Here is a 20,039-nt window from a genome sequence, read left to right on the forward strand (position 1 = left end):
TACAAATCATTGTTTTGATAATTCGTTGGTATCCTCTTTGTGGATTTCAGAATTTGTTTCTCAGCTTTCGGTATTCTCTTGGCGAATATCCTTTCAGCTTGTGAAAAAGCCGGCTGAAATAAAGCTGGTTATCATATCCGACAATCTTAGAAATCTCATTGATGGAATAAGTTGTTGTTTCAAGTAACATCTGAGCAGTGTTGATGCGGATTCCCACAATGAATTGCATTGGTGTAGAACCGGTATATTTTTTGAAATTTCGGATAAACCAGCTGACACTCATGCCTCGTGAGGCAGCATAATCATCAATATTGATATTTTGACTGTAGTTTTCACTGAAAAAGGTAACAGCATTATCCATCTCATGATCAAGATATTCATTTTTTAATATGTGCTCTCTTGTCAGTTCCCGGTGGAAACCAATCAGAAGATGACGTAGCAAAAGGACAAGCATTTCCTCATAATTATCTTGACAGCGTTGGAGCTCGATAATGATACGTTTGAAAATTTGTTCATATTCATTAGATGTACCCACTTGAAAGACACGTTCTTTATCCGGAAACCCATATTGACGTAAGATATTTTTCACATTGCTTCCTGTGAAGTGAATCCAGTATACTTCTGTCTTATCTTCTCCGTAATATTCATATTTTTGGAGTTCTTTCGGTCTGTACAGTACAATGTTGCCGGCTGGAACAATCGTTTCATTATTTACATTATCAAAATGAAAATGCCCACAACCAGCAGTGATATATATAATCTGATAATCCAGACGACCCCTTGGACGGTAGGTCGGAAGTTTGGGATGTCTGGAAAGACGGTAAGTACCACAGCTACCGACAATCAGCGGACGACTTTTGTCTTTGAAATCCATATGTGAGTGGTTCAAATAACCGGTGTTCAAATACATAGGACAGCACCTCTTTTCGTACTTTTTATCATTGTATCATTTAGTGCATATTTTGTCTAATCCAATTCATAGACATATTTTGCAAATTAGGATAAGCTATATATAACATAACTAAGGAACGTAAACAAAAAGTAAAGCATAAGGTTTGCTTTAGGAAAACAAAGAACAAAAAAGTATATGTATTGGAGGAGAGTTATTTATGATCGTACCACGTTATTATGAAAATCTAAGCGTACTGCACGAAAACACAATGCCAGCCAGAGCCTATTATATTCCGGCATCCAAAAGAATGGATAACCTGGTGGAGCACAGGGAAGAGTCAGACCGAATGCAGTTATTGAACGGAACTTGGAAGTTCCAGTATTTTAACAGTATCTATGATGTTCAGGAACCCTTCTTTGAGAAAGATTATGATACAGAAAATTTTGATGAGATTCAGGTTCCGAGTGTATGGCAGATGGCTGGATATGATACACACCAGTATACAAACATCCGGTATCCATTTCCGTTTGATCCACCATATGTGCCACAGGACATTCCGTGTGGAGCCTATGTACATACTTTTGAGTACAGTAGAGATGAGAAAGCACCAAAATCTTTTTTGAACTTTGAAGGAGTAGACAGTTGCTTTTACGTATGGATCAATGGCTCTTACATAGGATACAGCCAGGTTTCGCATATGACCAGTGAGTTTGATGTTACCGATGTACTTCAGGATGGAACGAATACGGTGGCAGTGTTGGTAATGAAGTGGTGTGATGGTTCCTATTTGGAAGATCAGGACAAATTCCGTATGAGTGGTATTTTCCGGGATGTGTACATTTTGAAACGCCCAAAACAGGCAATCAGTGATTATCATATTAAAACAAGAGTTGAGGATATGCTTGCAAAAGTAGAAATTGAAATGAAATTCTACTCTCCGTTAAATGTAAAAATTTCGATTGAAGATAGAAACGGAGCAGTTGTAGCACTAGGAAGTATTGCTGAAGAAGGAACAGCTGTATTAGAAATCGCAAGTCCGGAACTTTGGAATACAGAAAATCCATATCTATATAAACTGATTCTTGAAACAGAGAATGAAGTAATTGTAGATCACATTGCATTAAGAAAGATAGAGATTAAAGACCAGGTTATTTATTTAAATGGACAGAAGATTAAATTCCGTGGTGTCAATCGACATGATTCTGATCCGGTTACTGGATTTACAATCAATCTGGAACAGATTACAACCGATCTTACGTTAATGAAGCAGCATAATTTTAATGCAATCCGTTCCAGCCACTATCCGAACGCACCATTTTTCTATGAAATGTGTGACAAGTATGGATTTATGGTAATAGATGAAGCAGATATTGAAGCTCATGGTCCATTTATGATCTACAGAAAAGAAGACACTGATTATAATCGGTTCAAACGATGGAATGAGAAGATTGCAGATGATCCGGTATGGGAAGAGGCAATCGTTGATCGCGTAAAACTCATGGTGGAACGTGATAAAAACCGTTTTTGTATTGTCATGTGGTCAATGGGAAATGAGAGTGCTTATGGCTGCAACTTTGAAAAAGCACTGGAATGGACAAAGAATTTTGATCCAGACCGCATCACACAATATGAGAGTGCAAGATACCGTAATTATGATGAGACATATGATTACAGCAATTTGGATGTGTATAGCCGGATGTATCCGGCACTTTCTGAGATTCAGGAATATTTGGACAAGGACGGAAGCAAACCATTTCTTTTGGTAGAGTACTGCCATAGCATGGGAAATGGACCTGGGGATTTTGAAGATTATTTCCAGATGATTCAGGATAACGATAAAATGTGCGGTGGCTTTGTCTGGGAATGGTGTGACCATGCGATTGCTCATGGAACTGCTGAGAATGGAAAGACTATATATGCTTATGGGGGCGACCATGGCGAAGAAATTCATGATGGCAACTTCTGTATGGATGGATTAGTATATCCGGACAGAACTGTACATACAGGACTTTTGGAATACAAGAATGTATATCGTCCGGCAAGAGTTATTTCTTATGACAAAGAAAGCGGAGATTTGGTGCTTCATAACTACATGGATTTTGATGATTTAAAAGATTATGTAAAAATTTGTTATGAACTGACACAGGATGGTCTTGTAATCAGCAAAGGTAAACTTCCAGAAGTTTCAGCAGCACCACACAGTGAAGGAAAAACAAACCTGAAGGTCAACGTACCAGAAGATGGGAAATGTTATTTAAAAATTATTTACCATCTGAAAAAGAAATTGCCATTGTTGGATGGAGACCATATTCTTGGATTCGATGAAATTGAGGTAAGTAAAGAGGATACAAAATGCAAACTTGCAGAGAAATGGCTGCAAAAAACAGCAGTGGACTCTGAATTACAGGTAAGTGAAAATGATACACAGATTCATATCAAGGGACGTGAATTTGCTTATACCATAGACAAACGTACCGCGCTCTTTACAGAGATGAAATTCGCAGGGCGGGAATACTTGAACCATCCGATGGAATTAAATATTTGGAGAGCTCCAACAGATAACGATATGTACATCAAGTCTGAATGGAAGAAAGCCCACTATGATAAGGCTTACACAAGAGCCTATACGACAGAGGTTGTGCAGGGAAAACATGGTGTGAAGATTACAAGCCATGCTTCCGTTGTGGCAGAGACAGTACAGAAGATTCTAGATGTGACGATTACATGGAAAATAGAAGCTGCTGGAAAGATTGATGCAGATATTGCAGTAACAAAAGACGATGAATTTCCGGATCTTCCGAGATTTGGTGTGAGGATGTTCCTGGATAAAAAACTTTCAGCTGTAAGATACTTTGGAATGGGACCACAGGAAAGTTATTGTGATAAACATCAGGCTGCGAGCCACGGTTTGTACCGGGCAGATGTAGGGGATTTACATGAGGACTATATCCGTCCACAGGAAAATGGAAGCCATTATGATTGTGAATATGTAGAGTTTAACAACAGCCGATATGGAATTGCGGCATCCGCAGAAAAGGCATTTTCATTCAATGCTTCTTATTATACACAGGAAGAACTTGAGAAGAAAACGCATAATTATGAATTAATAGAATCAGATAGTGTAGTATTCTGTGTTGACTACGCATTAAATGGCATTGGTTCTAATAGTTGTGGACCGGTTGTATTGGAGCAGTACCGATTTGATGATGTATTATTTCGGTTTCAGTTTACACTGATACCGTATGTAAAAGGATAATAAAGTTTCATGTAACCCGTAAACAAGGAAAGAGAGTCTGATTGTAATGTAAAGTCCGGATATACAGAGCAATCAGACAAAATCAGAGAAAAAAACAGAATTAGATATCATATGGTTAGCCATATTGAGATTCTAAGTGCGATGAAGATGAGGAGCAAAGAAATTCTATGGAAGAAAAAAAGTATTTGAAATGGTATAACAAAATTGGATACGGATCAGGTGATATTGCAGGTAATGTAGTCTATGCGTTCCTGACATCTTTTATGATGGTCTATCTGACGGACTCGGTAGGACTGGCTTCAGGTGTCGTAGGTACCCTGATTGCCGTATCAAAACTATTTGATGGTTTCACGGATATATTTTTTGGATCAATGATTGACAAAACACACAGTAAAATGGGAAAAGCGAAGCCATGGATGCTATACGGATATATTGGTTGCGCCATTACGCTGATCTGCTGCTTTACAGTACCGGTCAGTTTGGGAACAACGGCTAAATATGCATGGTTCTTTATTTCATATACACTGTTAAATGGCGTGTTTTATACAGCAAACAATATTGCTTACTCGGCACTTACGTCACTGATTACAAAGAACAGCAAAGAGCGTGTGCAGATGGGATCTTATCGTTTTATTTTTGCGTTTTCAACAAGTCTTCTGATTCAGGCAATTACAGTTGGATTTGTAGATAAATGTGGTGGGGATGCTGCAGCATGGAGAACGGTTGCTATTATCTATGCAATCATTGGTCTGGTCGTAAATACGATTTCAGCACTTTCTGTTAAGGAACTTCCTGAGGAAGAACTTAACGAAGGAGAAGTAAAGGATGATAATGAAAAGTACGGAATGGTACAGGCATTCAAGCTTCTTGTTAAAAACAAATATTATATGATGATTTGTGGAACATATATTTTACAGCAGTTATATGGTGCCATGATTGGAGCTGGCATTTATTACATGACATGGGTACTGAAAAATAAGAATTTGTTTGGACAATTTGCATGGGCAGTAAATATTCCACTGATTATTGCCCTGATTTTTACACCGACATTAGTTGGTAAGTGGAAAGGCATGTATAAACTGAACTTAAGAGGTTATGTCTTAGCAGTCATCGGTAGAGCACTTGTTGTTGTTGCCGGATATATGGGTAGTGTTCCGCTGATGATGGCGTTTACAGCTCTTGCAGCCTTAGGTCAGGGACCATGGCAGGGAGATATGAATGCTGTTATTGCATCCTGCTGTGAATACACTTATCTTACACAGGGAAAGAGAATTGATGGAACGATGTACTCTTGTACTTCTCTTGGTGTAAAAATTGGTGGAGGTATTGGAACCGCTGTTGTTGGATGGATGCTTGAGCTCAGTGGATATGTCGGAAAAAATGCAACTCAGCCACAGTCTGCACTTGATATGATGCAGTTTATGTATCTTTGGCTTCCGTTAATCATTGATGTATTGATTATGTTTGCACTTTCAAGAATGAATGTAGAAGATGCAAATAAAAAACTGAAAGCAGAAAAAGAAATTGCTGCAGATGAAGTAACAGATGCATCAGACATAAATTAGAATTGACAGGAGAAAGCGTTGTCTGGTCGTTGCTCGATGAGACAGTGCTTTTTTCTATATATAAAGTGATAGAACTGTATTTTGAAAATAAAAAAGGACCACTTCATTTTTGTGAAATGGCCTTAAGAAAATATTCAGTTTTCACAAAATAGTCCTTTTAGTATTTATACATGGTAAGGATGCTCAAAATATTCAGTGTAGAATACTAAAAGGTCATTCAGATATTTTTTTAGGTTGCTCATTTGCAAGTCCTCCTTTCCTTATTTACAAGTTGATTATAAGATAGGTGTAAAAGGATTGCTTGCCAAATCGAAAGAAGATATAGACAAATGTTGCAAAGGGGAGTATTTCATGCAGTTAAAATATGTTGACACAAAAGAGGAGATTATAGCAATAAATAGGAAGTCAAAACATATTGAACCACATCTTCATAATGCACTGGAGATCGTTTGTGTAACAAGTGGATCATTAGAACTTGGTGTCGGACAGGAACTATACCATATGGAAAAAGGAGATATAGGCTTTGTATTTCCAGATGTTATTCATCACTATCAGGTACTGACACCCGGTGTAAATAAAGCGACTTATCTGATTGCATCGCCATTTACGATAGCCAAATTTGCAGATATCATGCAATCCATGGCTCCTGAATACCCAATCATCAAAGCGAAAAAGGTTGAACCGGAGGTATATAGGGTTATAAATGCAATTTTAGAGACAGAACAGTCGGATATTATTGTTGCACAGGCATATCTTCAAATTGTGTTGGCACGCTGCATAGGAAAATTAAATTTGGTAGAAAAGAGAAATGTGGGGAGCAACGATCTTATTTACCAGACAGTTTCCTATATATCAGCAAATTTTAAGAAGAAATTTTCGCTGGAAGAGATGGCAAAAGATCTGGGGGTGAGCAAATATGTTTTATCCAGACTCTTTTCCAAGACATTCCATAGAAACTTTAATCAATATCTTAACGATGCAAGGCTGAACTATGCATGCCATCGTTTGGAAAATACGAGTGATTCTATTACAAACATTTGTCTGGATAGTGGATTTGAAAGTCAGAGAACATTTAACCGAGTATTTAAAGAAAGATATAAAATATCACCGAGTGATTATCGGAGTATTTGTGTGAAAGAGATGTTGTCATAAAAAGGACGGAATCTGGGAGGGAGGCAGCACAAGCCAGTTCTCTCCGGTAATGACATTCAAATTTGGGGAAAAGTGTTCCAACAATTTTCTGGAAGTATCGGAAAGCATGGAAGTTAATGGAAAGAGAACTTTTGGATATGATGAACCAATAATTTATAAGCGTGTATAATCAAAGGTCTGCATATTGGGATGAACTTCAGTTTGTAGAGGACTCGATGAATTTGCGTAATATTGGGCGTTACATGAATGTTAATTTAAGAAAATAATATGGTAAGCAAAAGCGGGATAACTTTTCAAATCGTTCTATTGTTGCGTAGGTTATTAGCACTTAGAAGATGAAACATCTTAATTGAAGAATATTTAGGGGCTAATGGAAAATTAAATGTTGAATATCTGGTGCTATGTCAAGATTTAGCACAAAATAAAATGAGAAGTTCTGTCAGCTAAGCAGCCGGCAGAGATTTAGCACTCTCGTACAATTTTTCAAATTCGTCAGGAGACATATAATCACAATGACTATGAATTCTGACAGTGTTATAAAAGGTTTCAATGCATTCAAAAATTAGGTTGTATGCGTGTCTGTAATTCTTAATGTTAAAACGGTTAAGCCATTCCCTTTTTATGAGTGAATGGAAGAATTCAATACAGGCATTGTCATAAGGATAACCTTTATGTGAATAACTGCGTTGTATGTTTTTGGTGGCTTCACGCCACGCCAGTGACACATACTGGCTTCCGCGGTCAGTGTGTATTATTAAAGGTAAATCGGTGTTACGTATTGCCTTGGCTTTTTCAATTGTTTTTATTACAGTGGAAACTTCCATTGTGTCGGAAAGAGTCCATGCAATTATTTTTCGGGCAAACAAATCCATTACACAGTTAAGGTAAACAAATCCGTCATTGTTACGGTATTGTGACTCCCATCTGGCAAGGGTGCTAATGCCGATGCCCAGGTTCTTGGCACATTGAAGTTGTGTGAGATCAGGATGCTCCTTGCGATAATTAATGGCATCCAGTTTAAATTGCTTGGTATGTTGTTTTCTTGGCATAATGAGTATCTCTTTTTGGTATTATATAATATTTTCAGGGGAATATCTCATTTTGTTTTGTACTATTTATATGCTAGCACTATACTGGTAAAAAAGAGTAAAAGTTGTTTTTTTAGAAAATAAATATTCATTAGAAAATAAATTTTTTCAATGAATATTTAGAAAAAAAGTGGTAAAATAGGCAAAGGTGTTATTAAAAAACGAAAGAAGAAAGGATGGAGAATATGAGAAACAAAATCAAACAGATTTTAACTGTGTGTTTTGTTATTGCCGCAATGGCAGTTGTATGGAATGCACCTGTTTGGGCAGACATAGCAACACAGGCGGAATTAACTGGCACACAGGAAGACATTGAACTTAACAAAGAAGTTACAATTAATTGGGAAAAGAATGGTGATGAAGTTGATTACTATTTCACACCAACAGAAAACAAGAGATATTTATTTGTGTTAACAGATAATGACGACAGATTACCAGGTTTATATCAGGGAGATGACAAGTTAAGTTGGTTTAGTTATTATTCAACAGTAGATGGAAAGATGTATCTTCAGACACCTGTGTTAGAAGCAGGAACAAAATATGATATTTATTTTACATCACGTGAAGGTGAAACAGAAATTCAGTTTGGCTTCTACGATGATATCTGGCATGGAGCAGAAGAAATTGACAATGCTGCAACAGGCATAATGAAAAAAGGATATACTGAGGATGGAACAGATTATTCACGCGCTAAAATTTATAAAATAACAGTTCCGGAAGATGGAGCATACGAATACAGAGTATCAGGATTAAACCCTACAGGTATTGCAGATGACGACTATGATTTTGATGTGGATATTTATGATGAAGATGGATATTGGCATAGTAATCAGGACAGTGTACCTAACTGGGGTGGCAGTAGTGATGCATGTGCATTTGCCAACTTAGAAGCAGGAAAAACTTATTATCTTGTTTTGGCAAACTTTTCAGTTGACAATGCATATGAGTATACATTATCGAGAACAAATTTAAGCATAGAATTAAATAGTGAAAAAACGTTAAATTGGAATGAAATAGGAGATTATTTCTATTATCATTTTATACCGGAAAAAACACAGTCATATCTTTTTACAGTTTCTGACAATGGTGATAGAGTTCCACAAATTGGAAGAACTGATGAAACATGGAAAAAGATGATGTATGATGTAGATGGCAAAATTAGATTGGTAACACCAGTATTAGAAGCAGGAAAGGAATATACACTTTATGTGCCTATTGCAGCAGGTGAAAATAGCGTACGGGTTGGTTTCTATGATAATATATGGGAAGATGTAAATGCTCTTGAAACACCTTGTTCAGGTACAATAGGAAAAGGAACGAAAAGATTTGATGGAAAAGCTTGGTATCCAAGTAACAGACTTTACAAAGTAACAGTTCCAACAACTACAAATTATGTATATAAGGTAACTGGTTTCAATAAAGAAAAAGAATATAGTACTTTACTAAGATTTTTAAATGAAGACCTTTCAGAAGTTGAAGGACAAAGAGAAATAAATGACATTGAGCTTACCGGTTCAATTTATACAACAGTAAAATTAGAAGCAGGAAAGACATACTATTTGCGATTTTCAAATTACACGCTAGATAGTGGAGTTAATTACAAAATAGTTACTAATACTCTTAATATTGAGAACGCAAAAAATTTAGGTGAAAGCGCAGAAGGAAAGTTAAGTGCTTCAAGTGACACAACATACAAATTTGTTGCCACAGAAGATAAGGTATATAACTTCACAGATACAAAAGTATCAGAAGATGTAAAAGAATTTTCAATATATGATAATGATTTAAATAATATATCTACTGATAGTATTAAAAAATCAAAAGTAACATACAATGAAAATAATGAACCTAAAGTAGATTATGTTACTTACAAGATTTATCTTAAAAAAGGAACATATTACATTAATCTTAATAACACTTCTGATAAAGAAACAGAATATAATATTAAAGTAGAAAATGAGGAACTCGTTGATATAGACAGCATTAATTTAGATTCTAATTACATTGAAATTGAAGAAGGTGTAAAGAAAGCTGTTAAGTACACTATAAATCCTGATAATGCTACATTTACAAGTGTTGATTGGAAAGTTTCAGACACTAGCATTGTATCACTTGGATATGTAGGTAATGTTATGAATATTGAAGCTTTAAAAGAAGGCGAATGTGATATTACAGTAACAACTAAAAATGGCAAAAAAGCAGTTTGTCATATTGTTGTAAAAAAAGCCGGGGACCATAAGTATGACAGCACAATTGAAAAAGCTAGCACATCTAAGGATGGAAAGATAATTGATAAATGTAGCCGTTGTGGAGATGTAAAAGTTGCACAGATTATTTCACATCCAACAAAGGTAGTTTTAAATAATAGCAATTTTGTTTATGATGGCAAGGTTAAGACACCAACAGTTACTGTTACAAGTGCAGATGGTAAAACAGTTGATTCTGCTAATTATGATATTTCATATGCTAATGGCAGAAAAGATGCAGGAACATATGATGTGAAAGTTACTTTTAAGGGCAACTACACAGGAAGCTTAACAACTAAGTTTACAATAGCAAAGGCTAACCAGAGTTTAAAAATTAAATTACCTAAGAAGAAAATGAAGGTTGGTGCAAAGGCTAAAATTAAAATAACAGCTAACAAAGGTCATGGAAAAGTTACATACAAAGTATCTAACAAGAAGATTGCAAAAATCAAGAAAGGTAAGTTAGTAGCCCTTAAAAAGGGAAAAGTTAAATTAACAGTAACTTTAAAGGCAACTAAGAACTACAAGCAGAAGAAAGTTACAATAATAATAAAAGTTAAATAGTAATTTAGAGGATGCCACCTTTCAACACAATTAGTTGACAGGTGGTATTTTTGGTTTAAAACCAATAAAACCCCCCTGCTATGCAGGGGGGGTCCCAGTGAGCTTTAGCTTCAAGTAAAAACCTCCTTTGATATAATAAGTATAGGTTCGCCAACCATACAAAAAATCAAAGGAGGTATCCAAATGGACAAAAACAGTTTAGCACATACTAGATGGGAAGGTAGGTACCAAAGGTGGTTGTGGGGTGACTATTTCAAGTCAGTCAGGCTTGAGAATGCATCAGCTTACACAGGAGGAAGATGCGGCATTGGCAACAACATCTTGCTTCTATGGTCCGTTAAAGCCGGAAAAATAGGATAAAGGGTTAAAGATTGTCATGTAGTATATTTGGGGAAAACGTGATATTATTATTTCAAATGTAACAGGGACCGGTTTAAATTTAAATAATGATTAAATGGAGAGTTAGAAAATTATGTGGAAGATAAAGCATATATTTGATGGTGAATACGGATGTGAGGAAAGAATCGGGAATCAAAAGCCGAAGGTATCAGTTACCATAACTAACAATAATGATGAAAAAGTTATTCTATCGGTGGAAGACCAGTGGTTGAGGGATAATAATTTAGATGAAGGCGATGAGTGGCCTTTAGAGGTCGAAGGGAATGTAGGTCTTGATTAAGATGGAGATTATGATAACAGACTAAGACAAGGAGAAAAATTGGTGAGAGAAGAATTAATTAAGAACATTGAGCAGGGGTTGGAAGTGGCATATATAAATGGAACACTTCATCTTTCAATGGATTGCTTTTGGAGTGAGATTATATCAGGAAAACTTGTGCTTAAAGAACATGAGGATGCAAGGTGGCTAACAAGAGAAAAGTTAGATGATGTTCAGTGGCTGCCTGCGGATATTACACTTATTGAAAAGTTGAAAAGAAATTTATAATAAAATATTTAACCGTTAAATATCTGTCTTTAAGAGAGTTGCAAGTAAGCTCTTTAACAGTTGGTAAATTATAAAAATTTTTTGATATATAAGAATACTAACTACCATCTAGGAGAATAAGCATGAAGTGGAATTCAAATTTATATGACAAAAAGCACGATTTCGTAGCTGAATATGGGAAGGGATTGCTGGATGTTGTACCTGAAAATCCGAATCAAAAATATTAGATTTAGGATGTGACACAGGTACACTTACTACGCAATTAACTAATTTCGCAGGGACAGTTATAGGTGTTGACAGCTCTTATGATATGATAGAAAAGGCGAGAAGCCAATTTAATAATATTGAATTTATTGTGGGTGATGCTCTTAATTTACCCTTTGAAAATGAATTTGATGTTGTTTTTTCAGATGCCGTGTTTCATTGGATAGAAAATCATGATTTGTTGCTAAAAAATATACATAGGGCTTTAAAAGATAATGATTTTAGAATTGATAGGGTATATGCATACGACAGACCTACCGTATTAAAAGACGAAAAACAGGGATTGGAAAATTGGATGAAACAGTTTTTTGTGTCTGAATTAGAGCAAAGGTCAAAAGAGAATCAGGAGCAGATTCAGGAGAAAATTGAAAAGCATTATCCGTCTGAGCAAAGAGAAGAAATATGGACAAGTATTCAATTAAAATATATTGAAAACTACATTGGAAAATAATGAAAAATAACGGACTTTACGCAAAACTTGTAAACTTGCAGAAAGCTTCGGCAGAGTGGAAAATTAAGTAAATTAAATAAAATGCATAATGCCACTAAGATTAAAATCCTGGTGGCATTTTTGTACGGAAAAAATTATAATACTATAAAAAAATGGCGATTAACCTAATGTTATGGTATATTAAAAGGCAGATGGTGTTGGCAAAACAATAGTTTCATTATTTAAAATTATATAAAGCTTATGGAGGTTAAAAAGATGGGAATTAATTCAATAGATGCAGAGGATGATCAGTTTGCATATCGTTATGACACACAATTATTAATTGACAGACGTGATGAGGATTTAGACGAGGATGAAATTGCGGATTACATAACAGAGCATTTTGAAGGAAATAGTCTGATTGCTGCCGGGGATGAAGATTTGGTGAAAATACATTTTCATACAAATGAACCATGGAAAATTTTGGAGTATTGTAATCAGGTAGGAGAAATCTACGATATTGTTGTTGAAGATATGATTAGACAATCAAATGGACTTCAAGGTTAAATTAAAAACAGATAGTTAATTATATTGTGGGATTATTTTTCAATTTAGTTTAGGAGCTTACGATATGAATGATATAGAAAATAAATTTTTTGAAAAATACAAGGAATTGGACAGTTTATGCAAGGATGTGTTAAACAGCAATCAAGGTGTGACACAGTACATATGTGAGATGGAAAAGACATCTGGCAGGGGAAGACACTATGTTGACTCATGGGACTATGATTACAAAATGCTTAAACACGTCAGATGGGTTAGAAATAATATTGCACATGGTAATGGTAGTTCAGAATGCAGTGAAAATGATATTAAGTATGTAAAAGATTTTTATCAAAGAATTATGCAACAAAAAGACCCATTTTCAATAATATACCAAAGACAAAATGAAATAAAAAAACGTACAGTTAAGCAAAGTGAAATAAAACCAAATCCATACATAAATAACAGGAAAACCACTAATAAAAATAGAGGATATACAAGGCTGGCGGTGGGAATATTCATTGTTATTATAGTAGTTTTATTGATGATAATGTCACGGTTACTTGGTAATTCATGAGATAGGAAATGAAAATATGGAATTAGTATATAAAAAGGCTACAATAAAGGATATTGAAATTTTAACTAAATCACGTGTTCAGGTATTAATAGCAGCTAATAAATTGCCTGAAAATACTAACATGGAAAATGTTAAAGAAAAGTCATACGAATACTATAGGGAAGCATTAAAAGATGGTTCACATACAGCATATCTGGTGTTTGATGGCGAAATTTTAGTTGGAACGGGAGGAGTTAGTTATTATAGAGTAATGCCAACCTATCATAATCAAGATGGGAGAAAGGCATATATAATGAATATGTACACGAAACCTGAATATAGAAGAAAGGGTATTGCAAAAAAAACACTTGATCTACTTGTTAAGGAAGCAAAGTCTAGGGGAATACAGGACATTTTGCTTGAAGCAACAGACATGGGGAGGCTATTATATAAAAAGTACGGTTTTGTAAAAATGGACAATGAAATGGAACTAATAAATTTTGATGATTAAATAAGAGAAGTACAATTGGTGATTTTATAGTTTGGGTAAGTTTAAAAAAGTAAAAGAGGTAGAAATGTGGGTACAAAAAAGGACATAGCATATTATCACCTGCCGGGATTGTTTGAATTTTATGAACTATATCGGGTATTTTTACCGCTATTTCAGGAACATAGAGAATATTTTTATGATTGGTGTGACATAGGCTCAATATACGGTGCACCGGCAGATTGCCTTTGGGGTGGAGGACGGGCAGGATTCGGAGATGCAAATCCGGGAGAAGTATTGAGGTTAATGCAGGAATATGGAATATCGGCACGTTTGACTTTTAGCAATTCATTACTTCAGGAAAAACATCTTTCGGATTACAGGAGCAATAAACTTTGTGCTCAATTTGAGAAGGGGGAACAAGTGCCAAATGGTGTTATAGTTCATTCAGATTTATTACTACATTACATACAGGAAAAATACCCCAATTTCTATTTTGTTTCGTCCACCACCAAGGTGTTGACGGATTTTGACGAATTTTTAAGGGAAGTAAATAGAGAGGATTTTCTTTATGTTGTGCCTGATTTCCGCTTAAATAAGGCAATTGACAGATTTGATTTACTGTCAGAAAAACAGAAGGATAAGGTGGAATTTCTTTGCAATGAATGTTGTTGGTTTGATTGCAAAGACAGGAAAAGTTGTTACGAAGCTGTTAGCAGGAAGAATTTAGGAGAATCCGGTTATGAGCATTACTGCAAATCTCCTGAAGCAAAATATGGATATCGCTTTTCTAAAGCAATGGAGAATCCGGGATTTATTGGAATTGATGATATAAAAAATGTCTACATGCCAATGGGATTTTCAAATTTTAAAATTGAAGGGCGAAGTCTTGGAAGTGCACTAATTCTTGAATTTTTACTATATTACATGACAAAACCTGAATATCAGATTCATGTAAGAGAAAAAATATATTTAGATAATATGTTGGATTTGTTTTAAATACAGCGACAATTAGCCAATCATTGAAACGAGGGGCAATATTGTATTACAAGAGGAGATGTAAGGATGATAAAAAGTCAAAATTACATTTTGGATTTTACACATGTTTATAAAGATGAAGATATAGAAAAAATTGATGATATTAACTGGATTGACTGCTCAGACATAGAAGGCTGTGATTTATATTGCTCTGGTTTGGCACGGGAGGAGATTAAAAAAAGAACCGAAAAATATGGAATTTATGGAATCCATTTTATTGATTCAGGTAATTATCATTATGTGACAAAAATACTGACAGATAGGATAGATTCTAAGTTTTCATTGGTTTTGTACGACCATCATACGGATATGCAAAAGCCGCTAATAGAAGGCATGACCAGTTGTGGCGACTGGGCAGCACAGGTTATTATGGAAAATAAAAATCTGGTTCAGCTGATTTTAGTAGGTGCCACTAATGAAGATATTAGTCAAATTGATGTTACAAATAAGGAAAAACTGGTGACTTTTTCTGTAGAAGAATTGCGAAACGGAACCAGAAAGGAAAAGCTTGAAGATATTATAACAGATGTGCCATTTTACATTTCCATAGATAAGGATATTTTGGATAGGCGCTACATCGAAACTAATTGGAGTCAGGGGCATATGCCTCTTGGAATGCTGGATCATTTGTTAGAATTTTTCCTTAAGGATAAAAAAATACTGGGAATTGACATATGTGGTGAATGTCAGGTGGGATTGCCCTTTCCGGAATATATAGAGGCGGAAGAAAAAAACTCAAAAACTAATATACAATTATTTGAATACATAAAGAAATACAGAAAGGATTTGTAATATTAGACAAGGGACTTAACAATGTCAACTACTTACAACCTAAAGGTAGTAGATTTCTGTTTATGAAAATGAAAGGATTTTATTTATGAATAAAAAAACAGTCATAGACAAAGTGCAAAACAAACTTTTTGAAATGCAGGACTTAAAATATCGTGATTTCCATGCCAAACTGATTCCAACAATGGATAAGGAAAAGATTATTGGAGTTCGGATTCCTGCTCTTAGAAAATTTGCCAAAGAGTTTGGAAAAACAGGAGAATCCAAGGAGTTTTTGAAGATTTTGCCACATAAATATTATGAGGAAAATAATCTTCATGGACTTTTATTAGAACAAATGAAGGACTATGAGGGATATATTGAAAAAGTGAAGCAATTTCTACCATTTATAGATAATTGGGCAACTTGTGATATGTTTGGGGCAAAAGTAGCTAAGAAGCATTTGGATATATTCATTAAAGAAGTATATGAATTTATAGATTCAGATAATACATACACTATAAGATTTGGTATAAGCATGCTTATGAAACATTATTTAGAAGATGAATTTAAGTTGGAGTATCCACAAAAAGTAGCTGAGGTTTCATCTAATGAATATTACGTCAATATGATGAGGGCCTGGTATTTTGCCACGGCTCTGGCAAAGCAATATGACAGCATAATTCCCTTCATTAAAGAAAAGCGTTTAGATGTATGGACACACAATAAGGCAATACAAAAATCAATAGAAAGTTATAGAATAACACCAGAACAAAAGGGGTATTTAAGAACTTTGAAAATAAAGTAAAATTAGCAAAGTAAGTAAAACGATGCTACTTTGATTCTTAAATGGAATCAAAGTAGCATCGTTTTTACGTATCTCTAAATTTTTATCCATCCAAATGCGTTGGCAATGGAACTTAAAAGTATAATTACTGCAAATATCGGGCAAAGATATTTAATCATAAAATTAAATATTTTTCTACGTCTGAAAGTGCTTTCGCCACGGAGAACTTCGGCTTCTACGGTTTTTAAACCAATAACCTTTGATACAAGAATACATGTAGCAAATGCAGCAATAGGCATCATCACAGAGTTAGTTAAAAAGTCAAAGAAATCCAAAAACTGCATTCCGATAATTTTAACCCATGATAGTGGACCATAACCGAAACATGAAAGGCTTCCAAGAGCAATCATAATGAAGCCAAGTATAACAGTTGATTTTTTTCTGTGCCAGCCAAATTCATCTTCAAAAGTAGAAACGGCACTTTCCGTTAAAGCAATGGAGCTTGTCAGAGCGGCAAACAGCACTAAGGTAAAGAACAGTATTCCTACAACGGTGCTTAACCCCATACTGTCAAACATTTTTGGAAGTGTTATAAACATAAGTGACGGCCCTGACTGTAGGGCATCCGGGTCACCGCCTGAAAACGCAAACACCGCAGGAATAATCATAAGACCTGCCATAATTGCTATAGCTGTGTCAAAAAATTCTACATTTCTGGTAGAGTCTTCAATTGAAACATCCTTTTTCATGTATGAACCAAATGTAATTAAGATACCCATGGCAATTGATAAAGAATAAAACATCTGTCCCATTGCAGCAACAACGGTCATCCATGAAAAGTTCTTAAAGTTTGGAACAAGGAAATACTTCACTCCTGCTAATGCACCGGGACGGGTTACAGAGTAAACGGCAATTATAATTGATAAAACAATTAATATAGGCATCATAAATTTTGAAACACGTTCAATGCCATTTCTAACCCCGGCATATATAACAATCAGTGTCAGCAATGTAAATATAATAAAGCATATTTCAGCTGAAAATCCACCGGAAATAAAATCCGTAAAATAACTGTCTCCCGCTAAAAGTTTGCTGTCACCTACAATATATTCAACCAGATATTTAATTACCCAGCCACCGATAACTGAATAGTAGGGAACAATCAATATAGGGATAATAGCATTAATCCATCCTCCAAATTTTGAAAAAGGGGATTTGCTGAAAAATTTAAAAGCACCTACAGGACTTTTTTTAGTCATTCGTCCAATAGATGTTTCAGCAACAATCATTGTGTAACCAAAGGTAAGAGCCAGAATAATATAAATTAAAAGGAAGATTCCACCACCATATTTTGCCGCTAAATAGGGGAATCTCCAAATATTTCCCAGTCCTACGGAAGCCCCGGCTGCCGACAATACAAAACCCAGTCTGCCGGAGAAGGAACTTCTTTTTTCATTATGTTCTTTCATATAATTTTACCTCTCATAATTATTCGCAACGTATTTAATGAGCATAACATATAGAAGAGAAAAACACAATAAATTTGCCCGGAGAAAATCAAAAGAAACATCAATACAATGTGAAAAAAATATCAAGGATAGGATAAGTATAAAATATTGTAAAAATATGTTATAATCAGTAGGTTGAAAAATATAGAAAATGGAGAGAAAAATGAAATTATTGTTTAAACAGAGAATTTTTTCGTGGATTGATTCCTATGACATATATGATGAAAAGGGAAATACAGTTTATATCGTAAAGGGACAAATATCTTTTGGACACCGTCTGAAAATTTATGATGCAGCAAATAAAGAAATAGGAACATTAAAGGAGCGGGTTTTAACGTGGCTTCCGATTTTTGATATATATGAAGGGGAAAACAAGATTGGCAGTATAAGTAAAGAAATGACATTTTTCAAACCAAAGTATGATATTGATTTTAACGGTTGGCATGTGGAAGGAAACTACATGGAATGGGATTACACAATAACCGATAGAAACGGAGGCACTGTGGCAACCGTTTCTAAAGAACTATTTAAATTATCCGATACATATGTACTTGATATTGTAAATCCACAGGATGCACTACATGTTTTGATGTTTGTATTGGCAATCGACGCAGAAAAGTGTTCAAGAAATTAAAAGGTTAGGATTCTTTTATGGTAATAATGGTGTGGAAAGCCATTTTACTTTCGTCGAAATACATTTTAATATTTCCATTGTAACGGTCTATTACACGGTTAATGCTTTTGACACCAAAACCATGATTTTTAGACCCCTTCTTGGTGGTAACAGGTCGCCCGTTTTTATCAAAAGTAGGAACAACCCTACATGTGTTAATAATGTTGATTACAGTGAGAGATGAGTTTGGCTCAAAGCTTACGCTCATTTCTATATACGAATCCGGTATGTCACTGCATGCCTCTACGGCATTATCTAAAAGGTTACAAAAGAGAGAAGTTAATTCTTCATATTTTAAATTTTGTAATAATTTTTTCCTTATATCAACTTTAAAAGAAATATGCTTATCGCGACAGATTTTCATATAATGACATAATATGGAGTTAAGAACTTCATTATCTGACACATGAACCGAGTCTTTCAGGTCTGATGAATTTAACAGACTTTCAAGGTATCGGCTTATTTTTTCTCTATTATTCTCATCGTTAAGGCGGTTTATTGTCTGTAAATGATTTTTTATATCGTGAATCAGAATTTGTTGATTTTCATTTTGATTAAATAATGATTTATAATATTCTGTCATATCATATTCTTTTTGCAGCTGAATTTGAAGCTGGGTGGATTCACTGCTTTTGTCAATTGTATAGTGATAAATATAAAAGATTAAAATATTAATTCCTAATAGAAGAAACGTACAGGAAAACAGCATATATTTAAAATGCTCAGGCATATTTTTACTAAGAATAATGGCAACTAAGGTTGATATTATATAAAGCGAAATAAGAGGAATGACGTTAAGTAATGCAGTGGGGATACTAAATGAGTCATTTCTTTCTTTTGAGCCGTGCATAAATACAACTATAAGTCTGAGCATAATAAAGTATGTTATTTTACATAAAAGGGCAACAACACACAAATACACTATATGGGAATCAGAGTAGAGAAAGTCTATGCTGATAAGGGATTTTAACTGTAAAATAACTACCTCACTAAGAGTCATAATACAGGTCAGTGTTAAGGCATTAAATAATGCAGAGTGCCATTTAGCATCATAAAGGAAGAAAATTAAAATAAAGTTTATAAGTACGAATAATGCAATATTAATATAGAAAATCATTGCAAGGGAAATTAAGAAAAGACAGACATATCCCATAGCAATAAAGAGACATTCCACCTTCTTTGAATATTTAGGATTAAATAGGTGATTGCAATACCATCCTAAAATAATTGCTTCTATAATATATACAAATATGTAAAGAACTGTTACAGCCAATGT

18 protein-coding genes are annotated in these 20,039 nt (G+C 34.7%); 14 read left to right on the forward strand and 4 right to left on the reverse strand.

Annotated elements, in window-relative coordinates:
• Positions 1-46 precede the first annotated feature (46 nt).
• Positions 47-910 (reverse strand): AraC family transcriptional regulator, encoded by an 864-nt coding sequence (locus DWW68_RS03015; RefSeq protein WP_118588816.1) that lies wholly within the window; start codon positions 908-910, stop codon positions 47-49.
• Positions 911-1,109: 199 nt separating this feature from the next.
• On the opposite strand from DWW68_RS03015, the gene DWW68_RS03020 reads away from it, so the two are divergent.
• From DWW68_RS03020 to DWW68_RS03030, 3 genes are all read left to right on the forward strand, one after another.
• Positions 1,110-4,148, forward strand: coding sequence for a glycoside hydrolase family 2 TIM barrel-domain containing protein (locus tag DWW68_RS03020; RefSeq protein ID WP_118588817.1), 3,039 nt, complete (start codon positions 1,110-1,112; stop codon positions 4,146-4,148).
• 167 nt (positions 4,149-4,315) lie between these two features.
• Positions 4,316-5,713: a glycoside-pentoside-hexuronide (GPH):cation symporter gene (locus DWW68_RS03025; RefSeq protein WP_118588818.1), complete on the forward strand. Its 1,398-nt coding sequence runs from the start codon at positions 4,316-4,318 to the stop codon at positions 5,711-5,713.
• Positions 5,714-6,064: 351 nt separating this feature from the next.
• Positions 6,065-6,865, forward strand: a complete 801-nt coding sequence (locus DWW68_RS03030) for an AraC family transcriptional regulator (protein ID WP_118588819.1) — start codon at positions 6,065-6,067, stop codon at positions 6,863-6,865.
• Between the two features lie 443 nt (positions 6,866-7,308).
• Here the strand turns inward: DWW68_RS03030 and DWW68_RS03035 are convergent, their stop codons facing one another.
• Positions 7,309-7,914 (reverse strand): DDE-type integrase/transposase/recombinase, encoded by a 606-nt coding sequence (locus DWW68_RS03035; RefSeq protein ID WP_118588820.1) that lies wholly within the window; start codon positions 7,912-7,914, stop codon positions 7,309-7,311.
• 224 nt (positions 7,915-8,138) lie between these two features.
• Here DWW68_RS03035 and DWW68_RS03040 point away from each other — a divergent pair, with 224 nt between their 5' ends.
• From DWW68_RS03040 to DWW68_RS03090, 10 genes are all read left to right on the forward strand, one after another.
• Positions 8,139-10,763, forward strand: coding sequence for an Ig-like domain-containing protein (locus DWW68_RS03040; protein ID WP_158576792.1), 2,625 nt, complete (start codon positions 8,139-8,141; stop codon positions 10,761-10,763).
• A gap of 472 nt (positions 10,764-11,235) precedes the next feature.
• Positions 11,236-11,442 (forward strand): hypothetical protein, encoded by a 207-nt coding sequence (locus DWW68_RS03050; RefSeq protein WP_118588822.1) that lies wholly within the window; start codon positions 11,236-11,238, stop codon positions 11,440-11,442.
• A gap of 42 nt (positions 11,443-11,484) precedes the next feature.
• Entirely contained in the window at positions 11,485-11,709 is a 225-nt protein-coding gene (locus tag DWW68_RS03055) for a hypothetical protein (protein WP_347497875.1), read from the forward strand.
• A gap of 220 nt (positions 11,710-11,929) precedes the next feature.
• Positions 11,930-12,424 carry a class I SAM-dependent methyltransferase gene (locus tag DWW68_RS03060; protein ID WP_199641178.1) on the forward strand — a complete coding sequence of 165 codons (495 nt, stop codon included), beginning with the start codon at positions 11,930-11,932 and terminating at the stop codon, positions 12,422-12,424.
• A 255-nt stretch (positions 12,425-12,679) separates the two neighbouring features.
• Positions 12,680-12,970: a hypothetical protein gene (locus DWW68_RS03065; protein ID WP_021952586.1), complete on the forward strand. Its 291-nt coding sequence runs from the start codon at positions 12,680-12,682 to the stop codon at positions 12,968-12,970.
• Positions 12,971-13,034: 64 nt separating this feature from the next.
• On the forward strand, positions 13,035-13,523 hold the full coding sequence (locus tag DWW68_RS03070) for a DUF6548 family protein (protein ID WP_118588823.1): 489 nt from the start codon (positions 13,035-13,037) through the stop codon (positions 13,521-13,523).
• A 16-nt stretch (positions 13,524-13,539) separates the two neighbouring features.
• A complete protein-coding gene (locus DWW68_RS03075) occupies positions 13,540-14,013 on the forward strand; it encodes a GNAT family N-acetyltransferase (protein ID WP_021952588.1) in 474 nt (157 codons plus the stop codon).
• A 66-nt stretch (positions 14,014-14,079) separates the two neighbouring features.
• Positions 14,080-14,988, forward strand: coding sequence for a hypothetical protein (locus DWW68_RS03080; RefSeq protein WP_118588824.1), 909 nt, complete (start codon positions 14,080-14,082; stop codon positions 14,986-14,988).
• 66 nt (positions 14,989-15,054) lie between these two features.
• Positions 15,055-15,819, forward strand: coding sequence for an arginase family protein (locus tag DWW68_RS03085; protein ID WP_118588825.1), 765 nt, complete (start codon positions 15,055-15,057; stop codon positions 15,817-15,819).
• An 85-nt stretch (positions 15,820-15,904) separates the two neighbouring features.
• Positions 15,905-16,603: a DNA alkylation repair protein gene (locus DWW68_RS03090; RefSeq protein WP_118588826.1), complete on the forward strand. Its 699-nt coding sequence runs from the start codon at positions 15,905-15,907 to the stop codon at positions 16,601-16,603.
• Positions 16,604-16,677: 74 nt separating this feature from the next.
• Here the strand turns inward: DWW68_RS03090 and DWW68_RS03095 are convergent, their stop codons facing one another.
• Entirely contained in the window at positions 16,678-18,051 is a 1,374-nt protein-coding gene (locus tag DWW68_RS03095) for a sodium-dependent transporter (RefSeq protein WP_118588827.1), read from the reverse strand.
• A 202-nt stretch (positions 18,052-18,253) separates the two neighbouring features.
• Between DWW68_RS03095 and DWW68_RS03100 the strand changes: the two genes are divergently transcribed.
• Complete coding sequence (locus tag DWW68_RS03100) at positions 18,254-18,724, forward strand: LURP-one-related family protein (protein ID WP_118588828.1); 471 nt, start codon at positions 18,254-18,256, stop codon at positions 18,722-18,724.
• Between the two features lie 4 nt (positions 18,725-18,728).
• Here DWW68_RS03100 and DWW68_RS03105 read toward each other — a convergent pair whose 3' ends face one another.
• Positions 18,729-20,036: an ATP-binding protein gene (locus DWW68_RS03105; RefSeq protein WP_118588829.1), complete on the reverse strand. Its 1,308-nt coding sequence runs from the start codon at positions 20,034-20,036 to the stop codon at positions 18,729-18,731.
• Positions 20,037-20,039: the final 3 nt, after the last annotated feature.

The organism is Eubacterium sp. AF16-48 (assembly GCF_003479405.1).
Lineage (GTDB): Bacteria > Bacillota > Clostridia > Lachnospirales > Lachnospiraceae > Eubacterium_G > Eubacterium_G segne.

Excerpts from the sequence above, each read along its gene's own strand:
- DWW68_RS03015 (WP_118588816.1), bottom strand. The coding sequence starts at position 910 with ATGTATTTGAACACCGGTTATTTGAACCACTCACATATGGATTTCAAA.
- DWW68_RS03020 (WP_118588817.1), top strand. The coding sequence starts at position 1,110 with ATGATCGTACCACGTTATTATGAAAATCTAAGCGTACTGCACGAAAAC.
- DWW68_RS03025 (WP_118588818.1), top strand. The coding sequence starts at position 4,316 with ATGGAAGAAAAAAAGTATTTGAAATGGTATAACAAAATTGGATACGGA.
- DWW68_RS03030 (WP_118588819.1), top strand. The coding sequence starts at position 6,065 with ATGCAGTTAAAATATGTTGACACAAAAGAGGAGATTATAGCAATAAAT.
- DWW68_RS03035 (WP_118588820.1), bottom strand. The coding sequence starts at position 7,914 with ATGCCAAGAAAACAACATACCAAGCAATTTAAACTGGATGCCATTAAT.
- DWW68_RS03040 (WP_158576792.1), top strand. The coding sequence starts at position 8,139 with ATGAGAAACAAAATCAAACAGATTTTAACTGTGTGTTTTGTTATTGCC.
- DWW68_RS03050 (WP_118588822.1), top strand. The coding sequence starts at position 11,236 with ATGTGGAAGATAAAGCATATATTTGATGGTGAATACGGATGTGAGGAA.
- DWW68_RS03065 (WP_021952586.1), top strand. The coding sequence starts at position 12,680 with ATGGGAATTAATTCAATAGATGCAGAGGATGATCAGTTTGCATATCGT.
- DWW68_RS03070 (WP_118588823.1), top strand. The coding sequence starts at position 13,035 with ATGAATGATATAGAAAATAAATTTTTTGAAAAATACAAGGAATTGGAC.
- DWW68_RS03075 (WP_021952588.1), top strand. The coding sequence starts at position 13,540 with ATGGAATTAGTATATAAAAAGGCTACAATAAAGGATATTGAAATTTTA.
- DWW68_RS03085 (WP_118588825.1), top strand. The coding sequence starts at position 15,055 with ATGATAAAAAGTCAAAATTACATTTTGGATTTTACACATGTTTATAAA.
- DWW68_RS03090 (WP_118588826.1), top strand. The coding sequence starts at position 15,905 with ATGAATAAAAAAACAGTCATAGACAAAGTGCAAAACAAACTTTTTGAA.
- DWW68_RS03095 (WP_118588827.1), bottom strand. The coding sequence starts at position 18,051 with ATGAAAGAACATAATGAAAAAAGAAGTTCCTTCTCCGGCAGACTGGGT.
- DWW68_RS03100 (WP_118588828.1), top strand. The coding sequence starts at position 18,254 with ATGAAATTATTGTTTAAACAGAGAATTTTTTCGTGGATTGATTCCTAT.